22 protein-coding genes and 1 pseudogene are annotated in these 19,761 nt (G+C 60.8%); 11 read left to right on the top strand and 12 right to left on the bottom strand.

What is annotated here, in order from left to right; genetic code table 11:
* Positions 1–96 precede the first annotated feature (96 nt).
* Positions 97–801: an autoinducer binding domain-containing protein gene (locus J3O30_RS30315; RefSeq protein WP_131614001.1), complete on the top strand. Its 705-nt coding sequence runs from the start codon at positions 97–99 to the stop codon at positions 799–801.
* Positions 802–804: 3 nt separating this feature from the next.
* On the opposite strand, the gene J3O30_RS30310 is transcribed toward J3O30_RS30315, so the two are convergent.
* Positions 805–1,128 (bottom strand): transcriptional repressor TraM, encoded by a 324-nt coding sequence (locus J3O30_RS30310; RefSeq protein ID WP_131614000.1) that lies wholly within the window; start codon positions 1,126–1,128, stop codon positions 805–807.
* Between the two features lie 223 nt (positions 1,129–1,351).
* Between J3O30_RS30310 and J3O30_RS30305 the strand changes: the two genes are divergently transcribed.
* The 4 genes and pseudogenes from J3O30_RS30305 to J3O30_RS30295 all read left to right on the top strand — a co-directional run bounded on the left by J3O30_RS30305 (position 1,352) and on the right by J3O30_RS30295 (position 3,689).
* Complete coding sequence (locus J3O30_RS30305) at positions 1,352–1,594, top strand: helix-turn-helix transcriptional regulator (protein WP_130654290.1); 243 nt, start codon at positions 1,352–1,354, stop codon at positions 1,592–1,594.
* A 96-nt stretch (positions 1,595–1,690) separates the two neighbouring features.
* Positions 1,691–2,120, top strand: a pseudogene (locus J3O30_RS33540) (hypothetical protein); the annotation flags it as partial.
* Positions 2,121–2,209: 89 nt separating this feature from the next.
* Positions 2,210–2,827, top strand: coding sequence for a type IV toxin-antitoxin system AbiEi family antitoxin domain-containing protein (locus J3O30_RS30300; protein ID WP_131598842.1), 618 nt, complete (start codon positions 2,210–2,212; stop codon positions 2,825–2,827).
* Positions 2,820–3,689, top strand: coding sequence for a nucleotidyl transferase AbiEii/AbiGii toxin family protein (locus J3O30_RS30295; RefSeq protein ID WP_131704615.1), 870 nt, complete (start codon positions 2,820–2,822; stop codon positions 3,687–3,689). The genes J3O30_RS30300 and J3O30_RS30295 overlap by 8 nt, the downstream gene beginning before the upstream one ends.
* Before the next feature lie 234 nt (positions 3,690–3,923).
* Here the strand turns inward: J3O30_RS30295 and J3O30_RS30290 are convergent, their stop codons facing one another.
* The 4 genes from J3O30_RS30290 to traA form a co-directional block, all read right to left on the bottom strand.
* A complete protein-coding gene (locus J3O30_RS30290) occupies positions 3,924–4,541 on the bottom strand; it encodes a TraH family protein (RefSeq protein ID WP_131704616.1) in 618 nt (205 codons plus the stop codon).
* Between the two features lie 16 nt (positions 4,542–4,557).
* Positions 4,558–5,721: a conjugal transfer protein TraB gene (locus tag J3O30_RS30285; RefSeq protein ID WP_207585656.1), complete on the bottom strand. Its 1,164-nt coding sequence runs from the start codon at positions 5,719–5,721 to the stop codon at positions 4,558–4,560.
* Complete coding sequence (gene traF / locus J3O30_RS30280; protein WP_246762898.1) at positions 5,711–6,208, bottom strand: conjugative transfer signal peptidase TraF; 498 nt, start codon at positions 6,206–6,208, stop codon at positions 5,711–5,713. Before traF ends, J3O30_RS30285 begins: the two co-directional genes overlap by 11 nt.
* Positions 6,209–6,273: 65 nt before the next feature.
* Positions 6,274–9,600 carry a Ti-type conjugative transfer relaxase TraA gene (traA, locus tag J3O30_RS30275; protein ID WP_207585654.1) on the bottom strand — a complete coding sequence of 1,109 codons (3,327 nt, stop codon included), beginning with the start codon at positions 9,598–9,600 and terminating at the stop codon, positions 6,274–6,276.
* Positions 9,601–9,855: 255 nt separating this feature from the next.
* On the opposite strand from traA, the gene traC reads away from it, so the two are divergent.
* From traC to J3O30_RS30255, 4 genes are all read left to right on the top strand, one after another.
* Positions 9,856–10,149: a conjugal transfer protein TraC gene (gene traC, locus J3O30_RS30270; protein WP_011654562.1), complete on the top strand. Its 294-nt coding sequence runs from the start codon at positions 9,856–9,858 to the stop codon at positions 10,147–10,149.
* Positions 10,150–10,153: 4 nt separating this feature from the next.
* The gene (locus J3O30_RS30265) at positions 10,154–10,369 is read left to right on the top strand and encodes a type IV conjugative transfer system coupling protein TraD (RefSeq protein WP_011654561.1); all 216 of its coding nucleotides are present in this window, start codon (positions 10,154–10,156) and stop codon (positions 10,367–10,369) included.
* Complete coding sequence (gene traG / locus J3O30_RS30260) at positions 10,356–12,287, top strand: Ti-type conjugative transfer system protein TraG (protein ID WP_207585653.1); 1,932 nt, start codon at positions 10,356–10,358, stop codon at positions 12,285–12,287. The genes J3O30_RS30265 and traG overlap by 14 nt, the downstream gene beginning before the upstream one ends.
* Positions 12,288–12,724: 437 nt before the next feature.
* The gene (locus J3O30_RS30255; RefSeq protein ID WP_184500834.1) at positions 12,725–13,174 is read left to right on the top strand and encodes a thermonuclease family protein; all 450 of its coding nucleotides are present in this window, start codon (positions 12,725–12,727) and stop codon (positions 13,172–13,174) included.
* A 242-nt stretch (positions 13,175–13,416) separates the two neighbouring features.
* On the opposite strand, the gene J3O30_RS30250 is transcribed toward J3O30_RS30255, so the two are convergent.
* A complete protein-coding gene (locus J3O30_RS30250; RefSeq protein WP_184500835.1) occupies positions 13,417–13,731 on the bottom strand; it encodes a hypothetical protein in 315 nt (104 codons plus the stop codon).
* 443 nt (positions 13,732–14,174) lie between these two features.
* Here J3O30_RS30250 and J3O30_RS30245 point away from each other — a divergent pair, with 443 nt between their 5' ends.
* Positions 14,175–14,483 (top strand): WGR domain-containing protein, encoded by a 309-nt coding sequence (locus tag J3O30_RS30245; RefSeq protein ID WP_018482047.1) that lies wholly within the window; start codon positions 14,175–14,177, stop codon positions 14,481–14,483.
* A 62-nt stretch (positions 14,484–14,545) separates the two neighbouring features.
* Here the strand turns inward: J3O30_RS30245 and J3O30_RS30240 are convergent, their stop codons facing one another.
* The 3 genes from J3O30_RS30240 to J3O30_RS30230 form a co-directional block, all read right to left on the bottom strand.
* Positions 14,546–14,719: a hypothetical protein gene (locus J3O30_RS30240; RefSeq protein WP_018482048.1), complete on the bottom strand. Its 174-nt coding sequence runs from the start codon at positions 14,717–14,719 to the stop codon at positions 14,546–14,548.
* 293 nt (positions 14,720–15,012) lie between these two features.
* On the bottom strand, positions 15,013–15,174 hold the full coding sequence (locus J3O30_RS30235; RefSeq protein WP_018516739.1) for a hypothetical protein: 162 nt from the start codon (positions 15,172–15,174) through the stop codon (positions 15,013–15,015).
* 302 nt (positions 15,175–15,476) lie between these two features.
* Positions 15,477–15,788, bottom strand: a complete 312-nt coding sequence (locus tag J3O30_RS30230) for a DUF736 domain-containing protein (protein WP_018516740.1) — start codon at positions 15,786–15,788, stop codon at positions 15,477–15,479.
* 450 nt (positions 15,789–16,238) lie between these two features.
* Here J3O30_RS30230 and J3O30_RS30225 point away from each other — a divergent pair, with 450 nt between their 5' ends.
* Positions 16,239–16,415, top strand: a complete 177-nt coding sequence (locus J3O30_RS30225) for a hypothetical protein (protein ID WP_184500836.1) — start codon at positions 16,239–16,241, stop codon at positions 16,413–16,415.
* A 6-nt stretch (positions 16,416–16,421) separates the two neighbouring features.
* On the opposite strand, the gene J3O30_RS30220 is transcribed toward J3O30_RS30225, so the two are convergent.
* The 3 genes from J3O30_RS30220 to J3O30_RS30210 all read right to left on the bottom strand — a co-directional run bounded on the left by J3O30_RS30220 (position 16,422) and on the right by J3O30_RS30210 (position 19,742).
* A complete protein-coding gene (locus J3O30_RS30220; protein ID WP_207585652.1) occupies positions 16,422–17,348 on the bottom strand; it encodes a zincin-like metallopeptidase domain-containing protein in 927 nt (308 codons plus the stop codon).
* 295 nt (positions 17,349–17,643) lie between these two features.
* Positions 17,644–18,228, bottom strand: a complete 585-nt coding sequence (locus tag J3O30_RS30215) for a hypothetical protein (protein ID WP_168575533.1) — start codon at positions 18,226–18,228, stop codon at positions 17,644–17,646.
* 527 nt (positions 18,229–18,755) lie between these two features.
* Positions 18,756–19,742, bottom strand: a complete 987-nt coding sequence (locus tag J3O30_RS30210) for a DUF1839 family protein (RefSeq protein WP_207585651.1) — start codon at positions 19,740–19,742, stop codon at positions 18,756–18,758.
* Positions 19,743–19,761: the final 19 nt, after the last annotated feature.

Here is a 19,761-nt window from a genome sequence, read left to right as displayed (position 1 = left end):
GGCTCCGGCTAGCCGAACGGTGCCAACCGGTACCTCGCGGCGTCAGAACGGCGCCACGAGTGGGAGGCTTGCACCGTCGCAAAAGGAGAAAAGTTAGTGGACGGTGACCTTCGCTCTCTCATCGATATGACAGAAGCCGCGCATGATGAACGTATGATCAAAAGTGCTTTGAAGACATTTGCGCACGCATGTGGCTTCGACCGTTTTGCTTATCTGCAGACCGAGGGGTTGGAAATCCGCACATTCAACTCCTATCCGGAGGAATGGCAGGGCGTTTATCTCGAAGGCCAGTACTCCCGCATCGACCCGGTCGTTACTGAAGCCAAGCGTCGCATGGAAATGTTTTCCTGGACGGCCGACGATTGGCCCGCTCGTGGAACCTCCGAACTCAGGCGTTTTCGGGACCAGGCGATCGATTACGGCATTCGGAGTGGGGTGACGATTCCCGTCGAAGGAAGTTTCGGGTCAACGATGATGCTGACCTTTGCATCCTCAGCGCAGACGGCTGACGTTTCAAAACTGCGGGATGCGCAAAAAGCGATCCGGGCGGTTCTGGCGATCCATTACCGCCTGAAGATCATCGCTGCGACGACGATTGTCGCTCCGAAACGGTTGCTTTCACCAAGAGAAGCAATGTGCCTCATGTGGGCGGCAAAGGGCAAAAGCGCTCCGGAAACGGCAATGTTGACAGGGATCAATCCGAGGACAGTGCAGCACTACCTGGATAAAGCGCGCGAAAAGCTCGACGCAGCGACCGTTCCGCAACTTGTCGCGATCGCCAAAGACCACGGTCTGGTATGAGCGTCACTCTTCGCAATCTGGGGCAACTTCAGGGATGTAACCAAGCGCATCGATGATTTCCGACAGCACCTCCTGCTGGGCCTCAGATTTGTTCTGACGCGCGACGTACTCATCCTGCAGACTTTTTAGTACGGCACCGGAAACGGACGGATCGCCGCTCGCGCGAGTCCATTCCTCGTAGACAGCTTCGTCGGCGGCAATCAGGCGGCGGTGTTCGAGAATTGCCGAGACAGCCAACGCCTCCAGCTCCGGCTGTTGCATCGAGCTGAAGCGCGATTCTCTTTCATTTTCTTGACCATTTGCATCGGATGAGCTCGCTTTGTTCACCCGCTTCTCCCAAACTTTCATTTTCTCACCAAGTGGCCCGAAGGTTCGCCTACATCAAATCCGGCACCGTTACGTCCGAAATCTCTGGGTTGCTGGCAAAGCGCTGATGCTTATATCGACCCTAAACCCATTACCCGCCCCGCATTGGCGGGCATTTATAGGAAAGGCTTTTACATACTTTAGTTGATAAACTCAAAGTGTGTAAACGGCGATCTTTCGGCGCATGGACATGCGCAAACTGGTCGGCTCGAATTTTGCCCGCCTGCGTCGGGAGAAAGGCCTGACACAGGAAGAGGTCGAGGCGCGTTCCGGATTCAGTCAGCAATATCTTAGTAGCCTGGAGCGAGGTCGTCGCAACCCAACTGTAATTACGCTTTATGAACTGGCTCAAGCCTTAGATGTCAGCCACGTCGAATTAGTTCGACCAATTGGTGAGACCCAGGTTGGTGCGAAAGCAGGTGCATAACCTTGTAACACCTCCGGCCTGGGACAGCGAGAATCGTCTTCGCAAGCCGGCGGCATTGAGACTGTTCGCTTCTCGTATATACTCTCTCTAAAAGGAATGATTATTAGCAACGCTCTTCGTGAATGTATGGCTGCCGAAGCCGCAGCCGTCAGCGAGATCGCTGTGAAGGCGGTACACAATGCCATCGATAAGCGCATCCTCTCAACCCGACTGTCGCGCAGTTCCGCCCGAGCGCTGGCAGACGAAGATCTGCTTCGTTGAAACTCTCGTACGGTGTCGGTTCGATCCTGTCGGCAGAGCGTCGCAAGCGTTTGTTCGTATCATTGACCAGAACCCCTATGCAGAAGAAACTGTTAGAGCGGACGACTATCTGATCATCGACGTCGCGAGAGCGAGGGAGCACTGGGCCGCGCGCGGCGAAGTGCTCTGGAGTGGACTAGATCATCCACTGCGTGAAAGGTTAGTTGGCGGCGAGCCGGTTTTCAAAGGCAAGGGTATGCGCGTCCCAGTCCGAACAATCGCTGGATGAAATTCCAAGAGCGAGGGCTTTCTCCACCTCAGGGACTGTGATACAAATCCTAGGATAATAGATCCACTTTCCGAGCTTTTATATCAATGCCCGGTTCCGTCACGCAACGCCAGATCGCCCGAACCGTGCTAACTGAGCGCGGAATAGCACGTTTGGTGGAACTGCGGAACGCAGGTGTGACGGCTGCCACCATGAGCCGAATGGAACGAGATGGTGAAGTGCTCCGGCTTGCCCGCGGTCTTTATCAACTTCCTGATGCGCAGCTCGACGTCAACCACAGCCTGGCGGAGGTTGCCAAACGCGCACCCAAAGGCGTTATCTGCCTCGTTTCGGCACTGGCGTTCCACGGCCTGACAGATCAGCTCCCAGGACAAATCTGGCTTGCCATAGGCCGTAAGGACTGGGCTCCGAAACTGGACGGCCCCGCTATGCGCATCGTGCGTTTCACAGACGGCCTTCTCAACGAAAGCGTCGAACCCCATGTCATTGAAGGCGTTCCCGTGAGGGTCTTTGGAATTGCCAAGACAATTGCCGATTGCTTTCGCTATCGCAACAAGATCGGCCTTTCGGTAGCGATAGAAGGGCTGCAGGAGGCGCTGCGGCAACGAAGGGCTACTCCTGGCGAAATCGCCAACCAGGCCGAACGCGGTGGCGTCGGATCGGTGATCCGGCCGTATCTCGAGGCGCTGACCGCCAATGGCTAAAGAAATCAGAAACGTCGGCGCCTCGGTGCGCGCCCGCCTATTGCAACTCGCCAAGGCAAGCGGGCAAAGCTTCGATCTGGTCCTGACGCGTTTTGCTCTTGAACGGTTATTGTTCCGGCTTAGCCAGTCGCCCCACGCCGGTCGCTTCGTTCTAAAAGGGGCGATGTTGATGATGAGTTGGTTCGACAATCCGCACCGAGGCACGCGCGACCTCGACCTTTTGGGTTTCGGTGATCCGAGTCCGGACCCGATGCTTGAGACATTTCGGGAAATTCTGGCGCAAGAGGCCGACGATGGCGTTACGTTCGACGCTGATACGCTGCATGTGGATCGTATTCGCGAGGCATTGGATTATGGTGGGCTCAGGCTGCGGGTGATCGCTTCGATCAGCGGAGCCCGGATTAACCTGACGATCGACATCGGTTTTGGCGATGCGCTTGAGCCTGGGGTGGAGGTTTTGGATTATCCTTCCATGCTCGATTTTCCGATGCCGCGGCTTCGGGCCTATGCGCGAGAAACGGTCATTGCCGAGAAGTTCCAGGCAATGGTGATGCTGGGGCGAGTAAACAGCCGTATGAAGGATTTCTACGACATCTGGATCCTCAGCAGGTCTTTCGACTTCGGCGATGATCGGCTGGCGCGCGCAATAGCCGCTACCTTTGATCGCCGCGAGACATCGATCCCCATTGACCTCCCCGACGCCCTAACGGACGCCTTTGCCAAGGACCAGCAAAAGCAGCGGCAATGGCGAGCTTTCGTTGAAGGCGTTGCACACAATCCTGGCGATCTGACAGACGTCATCGCGGAGATTGCCACATTCCTGATGCCGCACGCGGTTGCGGCTGCGAGGCTGGACGAATGAGCGGTTTGGTCGCAACCACGCGAGTTCATGGCTCAGCGAACAGAAATCAGATCCTGTCGGGTTTTTTATCGGGCAACTCCATAGCTGGAACCCGTCAGTATGCGGTTTCTTACTGGCTCGCCGCCATTACAACCACGGACCAGGCATCTGGAAGCACAGTAATTTCATGCTTTGGAGTCGCCTAGACTTTGGGTTGGCCGGAACATGCCTCGCCAATGCGAGGTGAACTCAACGCTATTGCTGACCACCGATGCGGGAAAGATCGATCCGTATCCCCGCATGCCTAACATCCTGCATCGTCTCTGGCTGTACGTGTTTTGGCGTCGCTTCCTCGCCATCCACTGACTCGGCGGGACGAGTCTCATCGCTTTGCTGCGGCGCTTCGATGGGTATTCCAGGATCCTCCGCCTGAAACACACTCACGCCCTCGAACTCGCCGGTTTTCCATGCGTAGACTGCATCATCAAAAATCTGCGGGAAGACATCTTTGCTCGTGGGGTTGCCATACCATTTCGCAACGATCCTCAGGACCTTGGCGAACATCGCCGTGCCTTTGCGGAGGTTCTGGCAAGGATCGACGAGATCAGGCTTCAAATCGGCGGGCTCCTTGACTCCAACCTCAGCAGGAAACTGGGTCAGGCCGACTCGGACGACCGCCTGACCAGCGTATTGGCGCATGATCGCCATCGCCTCCTCAGTCGATGTGGCTTTCGGAACGAGTATTAACCGGCCGCCCGATTTAACAGTGACGGCGAGGGGATCACCCGAGCCCGCTGCCATCACGAACTGCTCCACGATCGCGGGCTTGAGGGAAGGGTCTGCGCATTCTTTTATCAGGGCGGCGTCGAGCATGATGTCTCCTGGGCAGTCAGGTGTTGAAGGCAATGACAAGCGGTTTTGCGAAGAGCTTTGCCCATGCGGTGGCAGCGGCGCGCTGAATGGCAACGATCGACGTCCCTTCGGTCCACCATCCGTTTCCGACGGCAACGACGAGATCGGGATCGTGGAGCATGGACTGAAGCACCGGCCAAACGATCAGTTGCTCGTAGCAGATCAATGGCGCCGCGCGGCCGGCACCGATCGGGACGACCGGGTTCGCAAAAAAATCCACGCTGGCACCGCCACTCTCCCCGAACAAGAAACGCCACGGCTGCCACATCGAGCCGGGAACCGGCATGCGTTCGCGATAGAGGATGCGGCTGCCCTTCCTGTCGATCGCGACCAGAACATTGTTGTAGCCCCTGGGATCGACCACCGCGGCCCCGGCCATCACTGTGGCATTGCTATCGCTGAGGGCGCCTGTCCAAAGCCGCGCCACGGTCGGGGTCCAGAAGCCAAGCGCACTTTCCGGCAGCACGACATAGCGGGCACCGTCGCTGGCGGCGTTCCGCACCGTTGCGATTATGTCACGCTGGCGTTGAAGACCGGCCTCTCGGCCGAGCGAAGCGCTCAACTCCAGATCGACGCCGCGCCAGCCTTCCGGTAGTTTCGGATCGGTCCAGATCGCGGCGGACCACAGCCAAAGGCCTGCAAAGGCGGTGGCGACAGCTGGCCAAATGCGTGTTGCGAGGCCCGCAAGGCCGGCTGTCATGAAGCCAAGGCCCCACCATCCCCATCCCGGGAACAGAACACCCGCCGCCGTGACAGGATGTGCCCAGCCCGTGATGCCGAATGGTGGGATGGCCATGATGACGGCCGCAAGGAGATAGCGAGAAGGACGAACGCGCGTGTTCTTTGACCAGAGGACAGCATGCACCACCACAAAGCTCAAAGAGGCGCACAGCCAGAGCAACAAGCCCGGCCAGATATCCGACGAATAGAAGGCGGCCACGCCTTGCGGCAAACCACGTGATGCGGCCAGAAAATATCCGGCGGAGACAAGTGCCGCCACTGATCTCGTTCGCGCGAGCGACCAAAGAACCGGAAACCCCAGCGCGACAGGAAGGAGCAACATATAGCCGCTCCAGCCCACCACGCCGACCGCAATCGAAGCGAATATCAGCAGCAACGGCCGAAGGTAATCACGGCACATAGGTGAACACCTCCTGCGCCAGGCCGAGGATGCCGGAAGCTGGCACCGGACCAAAATATCGGGAGTCATAGGAGCCGGGGAATGCGGAATGCAGGAAGACATATCCTGGCGGTACGATGCCGCTCGGAGAGGGCGTCAACGGCCGGCCTTTTCCATCTCGTAGTGCGAGACTGGAAGAGGAAACCCTCCACCCATCCACGCTCACGCTGACGCTGATTTCGACATTTTGTCCTCCTACGGCGATCACTGTCTTGATCAACGGTGCGACGCCGCCCGGGCAGGAACCAGAACGAAAATAGCCACGCGCTCGTGCCTCCCGCATTTCCGCGGTAGCCGGTGGGCAGATGAACACCAGATCATTGACAGTAACGGGGCGATGGAGCGGAACGATACGCCATACGCCGAGTGGCTCGCTCGGCGTCAGATTGATGCGGTAGCCGCCGGCGAGGCCGGTGCCGATCGCCAGTATGACCACCAATGCGGCCATAAAAATGATTCCAGCCGCTCGTCGTTGTTCCGCGGTCATCGCCCGCCGCGTTCCAGCTCCCGCGGTCATTTCAGCGAAAGCCCCTGGCTCTTCGTCTGACGCATCGTCTCAGCCTGCTTGGCCGCTTCCGTCGTTCGTTCATGAGAGCCAAGTTGCTGGACCGTCCGCATGGAATTCCACGCGGACCGGACCTCGGCCTTCTGGCCGGCCGTCATGCCCGATGTGACGGTCTCGAAAGTCTTGCCATCAGTGTCTTTCGCAGCCAAAGGCAGGAAGGTCCTTTCCCCGAAACGCTCGGAAACCGCCTTGGCAAAACCTTCGAGTTCGGCCTTCACCATCTTGTCGGCGAGCGCGTATTCGAGGCCGGACGGAAGATCGTTGCGATCGATCGCATCGCGCACGCGTTCGAGCGTTCGCTTGGCAGATGGGGAGAGCGCCGGGATGTCTACCGAAACCTTGAGCCGGACCGCGCGCTCCTCCGTCTCGTGTTTGAATTCGGCCTCGGCCCGCTCACGAAGGTAGCGTTCAAGATTTCGGGCGAGCGCCGGCACATTGGCGACCGCTTTTTCCCGGTCCTGCTTGTCGACACGGCTCGCGAGAAGACCGGTCTTGCCCTTGAGCGCGCCAAAGCTCTCCGGCTCGCCGGCAATCTTTGCCAGGGTGGACTGCGCGACCGACTGGTCCTTCAACATCGTATCGACATTGATCGCCTTGAAGGCAGCTTCCGGCTTCGCGTAGACGAGCTGGAAGCGGGTCGAGACGTCCTCCCATTGCTTCTTGAGCCCGGGATCGGCGGCGAGCTTGTCTTCGACAGCCTGGTCGAGCGATTTCGGGAAGGTGGTGATGCCTGATACCATGGGCTTGGCCTCCTTGATTGTGTCCGGGATGGAGTGTTTGTTGCTGTCGCGGACCAGTCCAAGTGCCGCACCGATGGCGGCTAGACGGGCGCCGAGGTCGGCGAGCCTCGAGCTTTGCCGGACGGCCCATTGGAGGCGATCGTGTGCGATCGTGCGGGCGACGTTGACAAGATGAAGGCCCCGCGCTTCCGCGAAGCGCAGCGCTTGGCCGTAGAACGACGCCTTCTCGTAATCGAGGGTCGTCTCCTTGGCGTTTCGGCGCGACAAGATCGGGATGAGGCCGCCGGATTTCGCGAAGGAGCGACTGCCGTAATAGACGGCGAGATCCTCACGATGGCGAGTCATAGCCACATAGGTCAGATGCCGGTCCAACGACAGGGAAGCAAGTACCTTCACCCGGTCGACGGTCGCGCCTTGGCTCTTGTGGATCGTCGTCGCATAGCCGTGATCGAGATTGTTGTAGAAGCGCTGCTCGATCGTAACCTGACGGCGGTGCTCGCCGTCACCAATCTCCGCAACGATCCGGCCAGCTACGGCTTCAAGCACCTTTGCGAGCATGCCGTTCTTGACGCCAAGGCTGCCCTCGTTCTTGAGGAACACAATCTGATCGCCGGTCGCAAACATGCGGGTTCCGTCCTCTGTCTTGAACGCAAATCCGTGTGCGACGACGCCACGCTCGACCAGCTTGGCGCGGGCCATATCATTGAGCTTTCGGACGTCGCGGCGAAGGTGTGCGAGGATCAGGCTGGTCTTCGAAGGGTCGTAGTCCCGGTCCCAAGCTGCGATCAGGCTTTCGACGGCCTCGTCCTTCAGTCTCAAACCAATCATTCGACCATGGGCGGTGTAGGCATCGACAGCCTTGCGGACCTTGCCACGCGCCAGATCGAGCGAGGCGTCGCGCATCCATTGCTGGCGCTGGCGGTAGATAGTCTCGAGTTCGGCATAGCCGATGCGATCGACGATCGCACGGAAGGCGGCGCCCGCTTCGATCGGCTGCAGTTGTTCCGGATCGCCGACAAGGACGAGCTTGGCGCCGGCCTTGGTCGCAGTTTCGACCAACAGCGCCATCTGCCGTGACGACACCATGCCCGCCTCGTCGAGTACGAAAACAGTCTTGTCGTCGAGCTGGTTGCGACCCTGGTTCCAGCGAAGCTCCCACGACGACACCGTGCGGGAAACAATGCCGGCTTCCTTCTCCAATCCCTCGGCGGCTTTGCCCGCCAAGGCGCCGCCGACGACACGATAGCCGGCCGCTTCCCATGCCTCGCGCGCAGCCTTCATCATCGTCGTCTTGCCGGCGCCGGCGCGGCCGATGACAGCGGCGATCCGCGCGGCCCCGGCGACATGCTCGATCGCCGTTCGCTGCTCATCCGACAGACGGGAATGGCGCGCAAATGTCGCTTGCAGCACCGTCTCACGGACCCCACGGGAGGCGCGGCCGGAGAGCCAGATCGCACGGTTGGCCATCTCGGCTTCGAGCCGGATCATCTCGCGCGTGGTGTATTTCGCCGCCTCCCGGACCCCGGTCGCAAGATTAATCCGCTCGCGTTCGAGCCGGAGCGCTTCCGGCCTCTGCAGTATCCTCACCATCAGGCTTTGGAAAAGCCGGGCATCGTCGATGTACCGGTACAGGACCTTCGCTACATCGCGCTCGTCAAAGACGCTCTTCTCCCGCGTGATCAGCTCAAGCACGATCTCGGGACGACGCCGGATGCGTCGAGCATTCTCACTGCGGCGCTCCTCCTGAAGCTCGATGCGTTCGAGTTTGGGAGTCGAGGTCTCCGACTTGTGGTCGGATTGCTCGGCCTTGCGCTCGATGGCTTTGGCGCCGACGCCGAGGTGAATGGTTGGCTCGAGGTCAATACCCTGCTTTTCGAAGGAACGGCCATCGATGCGGATATCGAGGCCGGCAAGCGCCAGATGTTTGTTCTGGCAGGCAAACCAACCGTCGCGAAACGCGTTGAAATCCTCAGTGCTACCGGCCCACAGCTGATAGACGATTTTACCGGCGTCATTTCGGATTGGCTTGCCATCCGGGCCGAGCACCGCGACCTTCTTCGAACCGAAACCGTCTTCGGTCAGCGGGCGCAATGTGGTCATGAGGTGGACGTGAGGATTGCCGGGGGCGTCGTGATAGACCCAGTCCGCGACCATGCCCTGCGCAGTGATGTGGCCCGCCACAAAGTCGTGCATGAGCGCGATGTTCTGCACGGCCGTCAGCTCGAGCGGCAGAGCTATGGTGACGTCCTTGGCGAGCTGCGCGTCGGATCGCTTCTCGAAGCCCTCCACCTTGTTCCAGAAGGACTCGGATGCGCCGGCGACCGAGCGATCGGCAGTCATGCTGCACACCCATTCAGGCGCGTCGGCAGGGATCACGAACTCCTCATGCAGGAGCCCCTGCTTTCGCGTGTAGTCGATCGTCCGGGCTTCCCGCTCGAACTCCATCTTAGCGCAGTGCCGGTAGGCCGCCGACAGCACGGCACTGCGGCCGGAGCCACGGGCGACGACGCTGACGGAGAAGTGAGGGACGGCCACGGCGGAGTTCTCTCCCGGTTGCGAATGAAATCAAAAGGTTCGTCGGGAGCTGCCGCCCCACGAGGCTCTCTCAGCAACACGTCGCGCCAGCGACGTATAATTGCGCCCTTGGAAGCCGCTCCTTCGGAACGGCCGGGATCATTCCCGAAAGCATCGCCCTTGGCGATTGTAGGATTCACAGTAGTGCGTTCCGCACTCCGGTCCGAAAAACTGGGTTCGAAAGACAAGCTTTCGCACCCAGGGAGACAGACGGACATGAAGAAGCCATCCGCGAAACTTCGCGACGAAATCGCCAAGCTGCAGGAACAGCTCAAGATCGCCGAGACCCGGGAAGCGGAACGCATCGGACGGATCGCGCTCAAGGCGGGCCTTGGCGAGATCGAGATCGACGAGGCGGAGCTTCAGGCAGCGTTTGAGCAACTGACCAAGCGATTTCGCGGAGGGCAGGGCGCTACGGCCGGAAAAGAAAGGGGAGGGGCAGCCGTCGTCTCGCAGCAAACCGCGCCGGTCACGTCTGGCGCGGGCGCGGGCAGCGCTGGCGAGGCTTGAACGCATGGCGAGGACGATGACATCCGACGCCCGCAAGAAGGACACGCGGGAAAAGATCGAGCTCGGCGGACTGATCGTCAAGGCCGGTCTGCGCTACGAGAAGCGAGCGCTGTTGCTGGGCGCGCTGGTCGATGCAGCGCGCCGCATCAAGAGTGACGATACCGAGCGGTCCAGGCTCACGGCAATCGGCGTGGAGGCCTTCGGCAATGACGATCAATAGGATTGCGCTCGTCGTCATGCCAGGGACGTTGATGATCCTGGTCGTCATCGGGATGACAGGGGTAGAGCAGTGGCTTTCCGGTTTTGGCAAGACCGAGGCCGCGCGACTGGCATGGGGGCGGGCGGGCATCGCATTGCCCTATGTGGCCAGTGCGGCGATCGGAATTCTGTTGCTGTTTTCGAGCGCGGGTTCGATCAATATCAAGCAGGCAGGTTGGGGCGTCGTCGCGGGATGCAGTGGGACGATCTTGATCGCAGCCATTCGCGAAACAATGCGCCTTTCCGCTTTCATGACAGTACCCGCCGACAAGACGGTCTGGGCCTTTCTCGATCCGGCGACGTCGATCGGCGCGAGTGCGGCGCTCTTATGTGCCTGCTTCGCGCTTCGCGTCGCGCTCATCGGCAATGCGGCATTCGCAAGGGCCGAGCCAAAACGCATTCAGGGCAAGCGGGCGCTCCATGGCGAAGCGGATTGGATGAAACTGACGGAGGCAGCAAAGCTGTTTCCCGATGCCGGTGGTATCGTCATCGGCGAGCGCTATCGGGTCGACAAGGACAGTGTCGGGAGCCAAGCGTTTCGCGCCGACAGCGCTGAGACGTGGGGCGCCGGCGGCAAGTCGCCGTTGCTGTGCTTCGATGGCTCGTTCGGCTCGTCGCACGGGATCGTCTTTGCCGGTTCCGGTGGCTTCAAGACGACGTCGGTGACGATCCCGACGGCACTGAAATGGGGCGGCACGCTGATCGTGCTCGATCCTTCGAACGAGGTCGCACCGATGGTCTCCGTGCATCGCGGCGGAGCCGGAAGGGATGTATTCGTCCTCGATCCAAGGAAGCCTGACATCGGTTTTAACGTGCTGGACTGGGTTGGTCGTTTCGGCGGGACGAAGGAAGAGGATATTGCCTCGGTCGCCTCATGGATCATGAGCGACGGCGGAGGCGTGCGTGGTGTCCGTGACGACTTCTTTCGCGCATCGGCGCTGCAACTGCTGACGGCGCTGATCGCCGATGTCTGCCTGTCCGGCCGCACGGACGAGCACGACCAGACGCTTCGGCAGGTGCGCATGAACCTCTCGGAGCCGGAGCCGACATTGCGCAAACGACTGCAAGACATCTACGACAATTCGGGCTCGGATTTTGTGAAGGAAAACGTCGCAGCCTTCGTCAACATGACGCCGGAAACTTTCTCCGGCGTCTACGCCAACGCGGTCAAGGAAACACACTGGCTTTCCTATCCGAACTACGCAGCACTCGTGTCTGGAAAGAAGTTCGCGACCAACGACATCGCGGCCGGCAATACGGACGTCTTCATCAACATAGACCTCAAGACCTTGGAGACCCATTCCGGTCTTGCCCGCGTCATCATCGGGTCCTTCCTGAACGCGATCTACAATCGTGATGGCGCCTTGAAGGGCAGGGCGCTGTTCCTTTTGGACGAGGTGGCACGCCTGGGCTACATGCGGATTCTCGAAACGGCTCGTGACGCCGGCCGAAAATACGGCATCACGCTGACAATGATCTACCAGTCGATCGGCCAGATGCGAGAAACCTATGGCGGCCGCGACGCGGCGAGCAAATGGTTTGAGAGTGCGAGCTGGATCTCGTTTGCTGCCATCAACGATCCGGAAACGGCCGACTACATCTCGCGACGCTGCGGCATGACGACTGTCGAGAGCGATCAGGTCAGTCGCAGTGTCCAGTCGAAGGGTTCATCGCGCACGCGCTCGAAACAGCTTGCCGCCAGACCGCTCATCCAGCCGCATGAAGTTTTGCGCATGCGCGCCGACGAACAGATCGTCTTCACCGCAGGAAACGCCCCACTCCGATGCGGACGAGCCATCTGGTTCCGTCGTAACGACATGAAAGCATGCGTCGGCACAAACAGGTTTCACATGGTCGGGGATACGCCAAAGCCTGCATGATCCAAGCCGGCGCGCGGTGCAACCGAGCAAGGCTGATCCAGAAAAATGAAGAGTATCGGAGAAATCAGCATAGCGACGCCCGGCGGGCGGGATTTCGGGAATTCTCGTCGTGCGATGGGTGGGAAACAGGGCAGCCGCAGGAGCCTCAACATAGTGGCCCGAAGGGGAGGCGGGATCGACTGCCCCCGCCCGTCGCGCACCATTTTGCAGGCCACACCGCAGCCCGGAGCCAAGCTCCTCCGTAAACGCAGATGAAACCGGGTCCGACATAGGCTGAGGCGAAACGAGGGGATCGGAAAGTGGCGAAATCAAATGTGGTTCCGTTCAGAAAGCCGCCGAAGGCCGGAGGCGGCCGCGATCGGCAGCGCGCGGGTGGAGGATTGCTGAGATCTCGCCGGAACAGATGGCGTAAACGCTCGACGGCAGTTCTATGCACCGTGATCATTGCTTTTGGAGGTTGGCTTGCCTATGGCGGCGCCGACGCTCTCCCCGGTTTCGCCACTTTGGCCAAGACACCGACGACGGATTCATTGTCGGCCGCATTTTCGATCTGCGACGGAAGCCATCGAGCAAACTGCGTCGTCGACGGCGACACCTTCTGGTTCGAGGGCCAGAAAATCCGCATCGCCGATATCGATACGCCCGAACTCAGCCCGCCCCGCTGCGAGGCGGAACGGATAAAGGGTGAGGCGGCAAAATCCCGCCTGCTGACGCTGCTCAACGCTGGAAAATTCTCGCTAGCGGCCGGGTTCCGTGACGAAGACAAATATGGACGCAAACTGCGAACCGTATTTCGTGCAGGCAATTCGCTGGGCGATGTCTTGATCAAGGAAGGGCTTGCCCGATCATGGGATGGTGCCCGACACGGCTGGTGCCAGGGCGGGTGACAGCCATCATCACCTTCCCTGCACGGGAGAGGGATAGGGGCTTGGGGAAAGGGAGGAGGGAACCGTCCCCTTTCTCCATGGGAGGAAGTTTGAAGGAGGGGCATTGCCCTTCCTTCATGGGGTGAGATTGAGAGGGGCGGCAGAGCCCCCCTTTCATAGCCGCTCGGCTCGGTCGATCCGGCTGGAAGGGCTCATGTGAATAGGCAAAGACCAGAGGCGAAAAGCCGCCTCTGGTCTCGACCTCAGTCGCTCGGATCGAAAGGCTCTTTGTCCTCAAGGCCGATGTGCCATCGTTTGTCGGACCACCGCGACGGGAGGTAGATCTCATCACCGCCGAAGTGCGCAATGATGATCTCGCTGGCCTCGTGGAACAAAGCGAAATCGACCTTGTTGTCGACTGCCCAAAGCAGCGCTGCAGACAGAAACTCCCGCGAGATATCGGCGGGAAGATGCACTTCCGCATCAAAATTTCGGCGCAGTCGTTCAAGCCAATCCGGCTGTTGATCCGGCCGCTTCTGATCTCCTTCCACCACACGAGCCAATTGATGCTTTGTCATCAGAGTCTCCTTTTCGTTTTCTGACGAAAGGTGTCGGCACCGTAGTCCGTGAGGGGTCAGGGACCGCGGAACGCGGCCGCCCTGCGGCGAGCGGAGGAACCGATTTTCTCTGTGCCGCTTGCGGCGTTGGGAAAATTGGAGGGGCCGCGATGTCCTTGACGCCGGAACGGCGGGTGCAAAATGGGACGTCAGAGAGAGATAGAACCGCGTCCTGAAGGGACGCGACCGCTTGCCATCTCCGATGGCGACGGGAGGCTCCGGCTGTCTCCGGACAATGAGATTTCGCAGAGGCATGCTTCTTGCTGCGAGAGGATCGTAACCCGGCGGCGCGGAGGCCGCGTGCGGGCTCCGGTCGCGGTGCGACCAGAGCCGTGCGCCATCGGCGCCTCGCCCAAGCCCCATTCTTCACGAAAATGAATCGGTCGCATCTGTGGGATTCACATATGTCGTTGGACGTAGCGGCGCCGTGTGACGATCATGCCGGCATGATTTCGCAACCATACCAGCTCTATGTCGAACGAACGGATCCAGCCAAGAACATGGCGCGGTATTATGCCATGGAGATTGAGCAGACGATGTTCGGAGAGGCCTGCCTGACTCGGCGATGGGGACGGATCGGCAAGCGTGGACAGGAAAAACAGCATGTGTTCGAACGGGAGGAGGAAGCGGTTCGCTTGTTCCTTGAGCTGTTGAAGCAAAAACGTGGTCGCGGCTATCGCCCAAAAACAACCTGCCGATATTCGCCGAGCTGACGATGATTGTGTTCCGCGTTCCAGCTGGTAGAGGAGGGGCCGCTGAAGCGGCCCACGGCGTGTTATTCGCGCCGGTTCCAGTCGGTCTCGAACGACGCCTCGATCTCGACGAAGAACGGAATCTTGATGGCCAGTTTCAGGCCGAGTTTCCCCTTGCGGAAGTAGTGACAGATCACCTTGCCGAGGGTGCGGAGCCGACGGCCGGTGGCGGTGAGGAACTGAGCGAGCTGTTGCACGGTATTTTCTCCTTTCGAAATGCGGATATCGCGGGGATAGGCCGCATGGCGGACAAGGAGGGACGCACCTGAAAGGACGAAACGAGAGTGAAGGACCTGCCGGCGCCAAGAATTTAGCACGCGAGGAGCCGCAATACGGCGGGGAAAATTCTGGCGCCGGCTGGTTGCGGGCGACGGACGGGATGCAACATCCCCGATGTCGATGACGGTAGATCGAAAGGAGAGTCGCAGCGGATCGCCCCTCTCGGGATCCTGGATGCCGGCGGTCCCCCAGTGCTGGTGGTATGCCGCCCTCAGAAGGGCGGCTCGGCGTCGATGGAACCATCCTGTTCGCCAAGCATCATGATCAGCTCGGCCTGGGCGATTTCGAGCTCGGCTTCGATCTCGCGACGCTCGGCGGGCTCGATGCAAGCGTTCAGCTCGGCGCGCAGTTCTTCGATTTGTTGTTCGATCATCGTCATCTCCTTGATGTTTGAGAAAGATGACGCCCTCCGGCGTGGCGGTGGGTCAGGGTCAAGGATCGCGCATGCGACCGCCAGCGGCGGTGAGTGGGGGAGCCGAAATGCGCCGGCATTTTGGGGGGGGAACCGCTCGTCCTTGAGGCTGTCCCGGCTCCACGGCACGATAGGCCCGATATGAGCAGACCCCCACCTCTCCGTATGGCACCCTAAAAGTCGGGAGCGGGCTCGATGTCCGTTGCCGGCTTTCTCAAAGCGGCCAGTTGGCCCCGCCTCGGTGGCGGGGCCTTGTTGGGATCTCAATCCCGATTGGGGCGGGACCAGATCAACTGGTAGCCGTCCTCGCCATCGACCTCGGAGAGCGTTGCGTAGATCGGGGCGGGGAAGCTCGGGTCGTCCAGCTTGACCGAGAGATAATCGCGGTCGCTCTCGCCGGAGCGCTTCTGCCAAGCCGCACCCAGCTCGACATTGCCGGCGTAGATGCGGAAGTGCGGGCCCTTGTCGGAGGGGCTGTCGACGCGGGCGATGCGGGCCTTGACGTTGAGTGCGAGGGTGCGGATCGAGCCGGTGAAGCCGTTTTCGTTTGCGGTGAAAGTGCCGATGGTAGCCATTGTCTGTTCCTTTCGGTTGTTTCGAGCCGCGCCCTTCGCGGCCTCGATGGCTGTCGTAAGGATCGGGGACGATCGGACCGCACCTGGAAGGCCGTAATGAAATGGAGGGCGGTCGGGAGAAACTTTGTTGTCGCGCGAGGAATGCGAACGCAGTTCGCTGGGGAAGAAAGTTGCGGACGGCCGTTGCGGGAGAACGATCGAGGCGAAGCCGGTCTCCGATCAGACATGCCTCATCGAGCCCGCGGAGGGCGTGGCCTATGACAGCGGTGGAGGGAACTTGGTCATGGCCCTCGCCGTGCGTTGCCCCGGCAGAACAGCCCGGCCGCAAAGCCGTTCCCCAGTCTCTAAAGCATAGCGTCGGCTTCCGATGCGACAAACTCGGCCGCCCGGGCAGTTGTCTCCTCTCATCACGCAATATTGTCGGGCCGCGATTCGTCGCCTGGAGGATCTATGCGTCAGCAGACAAAGCCGTTTACCGTCGAAATCAAGCAGTCCCGAAAGCTGAAAGCCAACGATCGGAAACCATCGATCTGGGGGAGGCTGGACCTCACGCCCGATGAGCACGCGCTCGCGGAGAGAGCGCCGAAAGAGCTGTCGGCCGTTGCGGGTGACAACGACCGACCTTGACGTCTCCTACGCGGCCGCTCTCTCGTCGGCCTGAATGGGCTGGAGACCGTGCAGGAAGCTGACGGCACGCTGGGCATGCGCCGCGGCTTGGAAGATGGCCCGCTTGTCGTCGGATAGAACCTTCAGCCACGAGCGGAGGTACGACGCATGGTCCGGCCGGGGCTCCAGCTCCGGTGCGATCCCGAGATCGGCGCATAGGAAGCAACTCCCGAGCTCCGCAATCAGCTCTTCGCGAGCCCGCTCGGTCTTGTCCTTCGTATAGCGGCTAAGATCGCGATCGACGCGATCGGGGCGCGCAGTCCAATGGCAACTTTCGTGACTGAGCGTGGCCACGTAGGACGCCGCGTCTCGGAATGTCTCGAACGGCGGCATCTGGATGTGGTCCGTGACCGGCGAATAATAGGCCTGCGCGCCACCATGCCGAATGACAGCGCCCGTGTTGCGGAAAAAGCGATCGGCGTGCTCGATGTGCTCGATCGCATCGAGCACCGGGGTCGGTGGGTGATGATAGTGTTCGGGCAGTCCGTCGATCTGCTCGATGTTGAACACTGTGTAAGCCTTCAAGAATGGGATTTCCCGATCGACTTCTCCACCACTACCGTCCGCCTCGGGCTTGGTGAACCGGCTGGCGAAGACGACCGTCGAGCCGGTCTCGCCCTTTCGCACCGCCGCCCCCAGTTCAAGCGCCTGCTTGAAGGTCATCCACATGGGTGAAGTGAAGCCGCGCGCCATCCCCTCCGACCATAACAAGAGAATGTTCATGCCCGAATAGGGCTGACCGTTGTGGCGCAGCGGCCGGGTAATCCGGCCATTGATGTTGGCCGCATGCCATGGCTTCATCCAGAGTTTTACGCCCTTTTCAAGGTCGGCTACGATTCTATCCGTGATCCGCGCATAGATGTCGGCGCGTTCGCCTTCGGCTTTCCTGCTCATGTCCTTATCCTTCGTTTGAGGCCGCGCCATCGCGACCCCGTCGCGGAGGTCCGAAGGCAGGAGGATCAGGCGGCTCGCGGCACCGGAACGGCCAGAACGGAGTGGAGGACGGCAAAGCCGTTGCGGCTGACCGCCGGCTCCTGCAGGACCGCCGACCGGGACGGGGCCGGCGTGGCGGGCTGGGTCCTTGTCCTTCCTTTCCTTCCCCTGACACGGAAAAGGCCGGTCCCAAAGGAACCGGCCCGAGAATTAAGAGAGAGGGAAATGGGCGAGCCGAAGCTCCGCCAAACGCGGCTCAACCGAGAGCCGCCAGCTGCGCCTCGGCCGCCTTGCGGTCGAGCGAGTGGCCCGCGTTTTCGACCGGGCGGTCGAAAGGCTTCCAGGCTTCGCCGATGACTTGGCCGTAGGCTGCGACGGCACCCTCAGCGGCCATCCGCAGCGCGTGGGACTGAATGCCCATGTCGGCCGCGAACTCGCGTTTTCGCTGGGCGGCGCTGTCGTAGCCGACCGGGCCATCGAGATCCTCGTCACGGGCATCGTTTGCCGACTTGGCGGTGGCGTCTCGCGCCTCGGAGACTGCCCGGCTGTAGAACTGGCCGGCTCCGTGCGCCGAGCCGACATAGGCTCCGACGATGCGCTGGAGATGGATCTGCATCGCCTTCTCGCCGAGGCCGTTCGAGAGGCTGTCGGCGGTTTCGATTATCAGGCGCTCGTGGAGTTCACGGATGCCATCGCTGTCGACCACCGCGGTCCCGAAACTCTCGGCGATCAGCATTGCCTGCGCGGTGTCCGGGCAAGTGAACCTGACCATTTCGAGGGTGGCGCCCTTGCGGAGTGGCACGACGCGGGCTGCGGATCGAGTCGTTACGGGCTTGGCCATGGGATCTTCCTTTCGTGGTTTCCACCGAAGCGGCTCCGGCCCCTGCCGGTCTGCCCTTCGATGCGGTCGACAGGAACCGGCTGAGGACGGGCGCTTTCACAGGTCCGGGACGGCTGGAAGAGCGAAACGGGTTTGCGGACAAGCGGGGTAAAGCCCTGCGAAGGGCGCGAACCCGTTTTGCGAGGAAGGCTGCACCGGCCGCTCCGCGGCGCGCCAGCGGCCTTGAAACGACCGGCCGCCGGTTCAGACCGCAGCGAAAACGAAGGGCAGACCGGCGGGAGCCGGGCTATGACTCCGAAACCCCGGGGAGAGAACCCCTTGCGACCGACAGCCCGCATTCCTCCTCCAGCACATCAGCTCGCACCAAAAACGCGCCCCCCTGGCCAGGCTCACGCCGCCGCGCTGTCTGCGTCATCGCACGGCGCACGCGCCCGGCTCCGTCAGGATCAGGTTCCAGCCTTCGGAAAGTAGACTTTCCTCGGCACCGATGCTTGCCAAACGCCCCCCGCATGGTCAGATCTCCGGCCTCAGATTCGCCCCGCAAGCGACGCCATCATGGAATCCCATGCATCGGCGGCCGGATCAAGTGCTGCCTGCAACGGCTCGAACTTCCTGCGGGTGACGGCGCGAGCAAGCTGGAACTGCACCGATTTCGCCACCTCCGAAATACGCCTGGCATGCTCGGCGGCAGCGGCGAATTCACCAGGGGAAAGCCAGGCGAGGTAATCGGCCGCCAACTCGAAATTGGCGCCCACCTGGCGAAGCGTGTTGAAGGCGTATTTGTGGAAGAAGCCGAACGGCCGTTCCGCCAGCGATTCGACCTGTTGCGGAAAGACGCTTGCAAAGGCGCGGATCGGGTTTTCGCGGGGACGCCGGGCGAAGTGAAAGCCGGCAAGCTGCCATGCGGTCGCGCGCAGATGCGCTTCGTCTGCCGGCCTTTCCGGGAACCGCGCAAATTCCGTGTAGGGCAGGAACGGCGGGTCGTTTTCCATCAGCAGCTGGAACAGCCCGTCGAAATCCTCGCCTTCGAGCCGGAAATAACCGGCATTGTGGAAATAATCGACGCGCTTGGCCGCAACGTCCAGCCGGTTGATCGCAACCGTCGTCTTGCCGTGCTCCTGCCGGTAAGCAGTGCCGCGCGTATCCGGCATGTAGAAGGAATCCATTTCGATCAGGCAGAGACGAGCCCGCGCGATCTGAACCTCGACATGGCGTTCGACACGGTCGTAGATGGCAAGCTCGGTCGCACGAATGCCGTAGAGCGCTTCGAGATCCTCGAGCGGCACTTTGAAGAAAGTGAACTGGTCGCCCTCGAAATCCTGCGTCAGGGTAAAGCCCAGCATCGCCTCCGGCGCAACGCCTGATGTTGCCAGAACCTCGATCCAGAGATCGACATAGCAATTGGTTTCCGGCCAGGCGCGCTCGCCGGAATGTAGCGCATGCGCCCGGTAGGTTTCCGGGTCGATTCCAAGGACGCAGACATCTTCGTTCTCCTGTTTTGAGTGTGGAAACAAAGCCGCCGCCGGCGATGGC

This window comes from Rhizobium sp. NZLR1 (assembly GCF_017357385.1).
Classification (GTDB): Bacteria; Pseudomonadota; Alphaproteobacteria; order Rhizobiales; family Rhizobiaceae; genus Rhizobium.
This window is presented reverse-complemented; position numbering and strand designations above follow the sequence as displayed.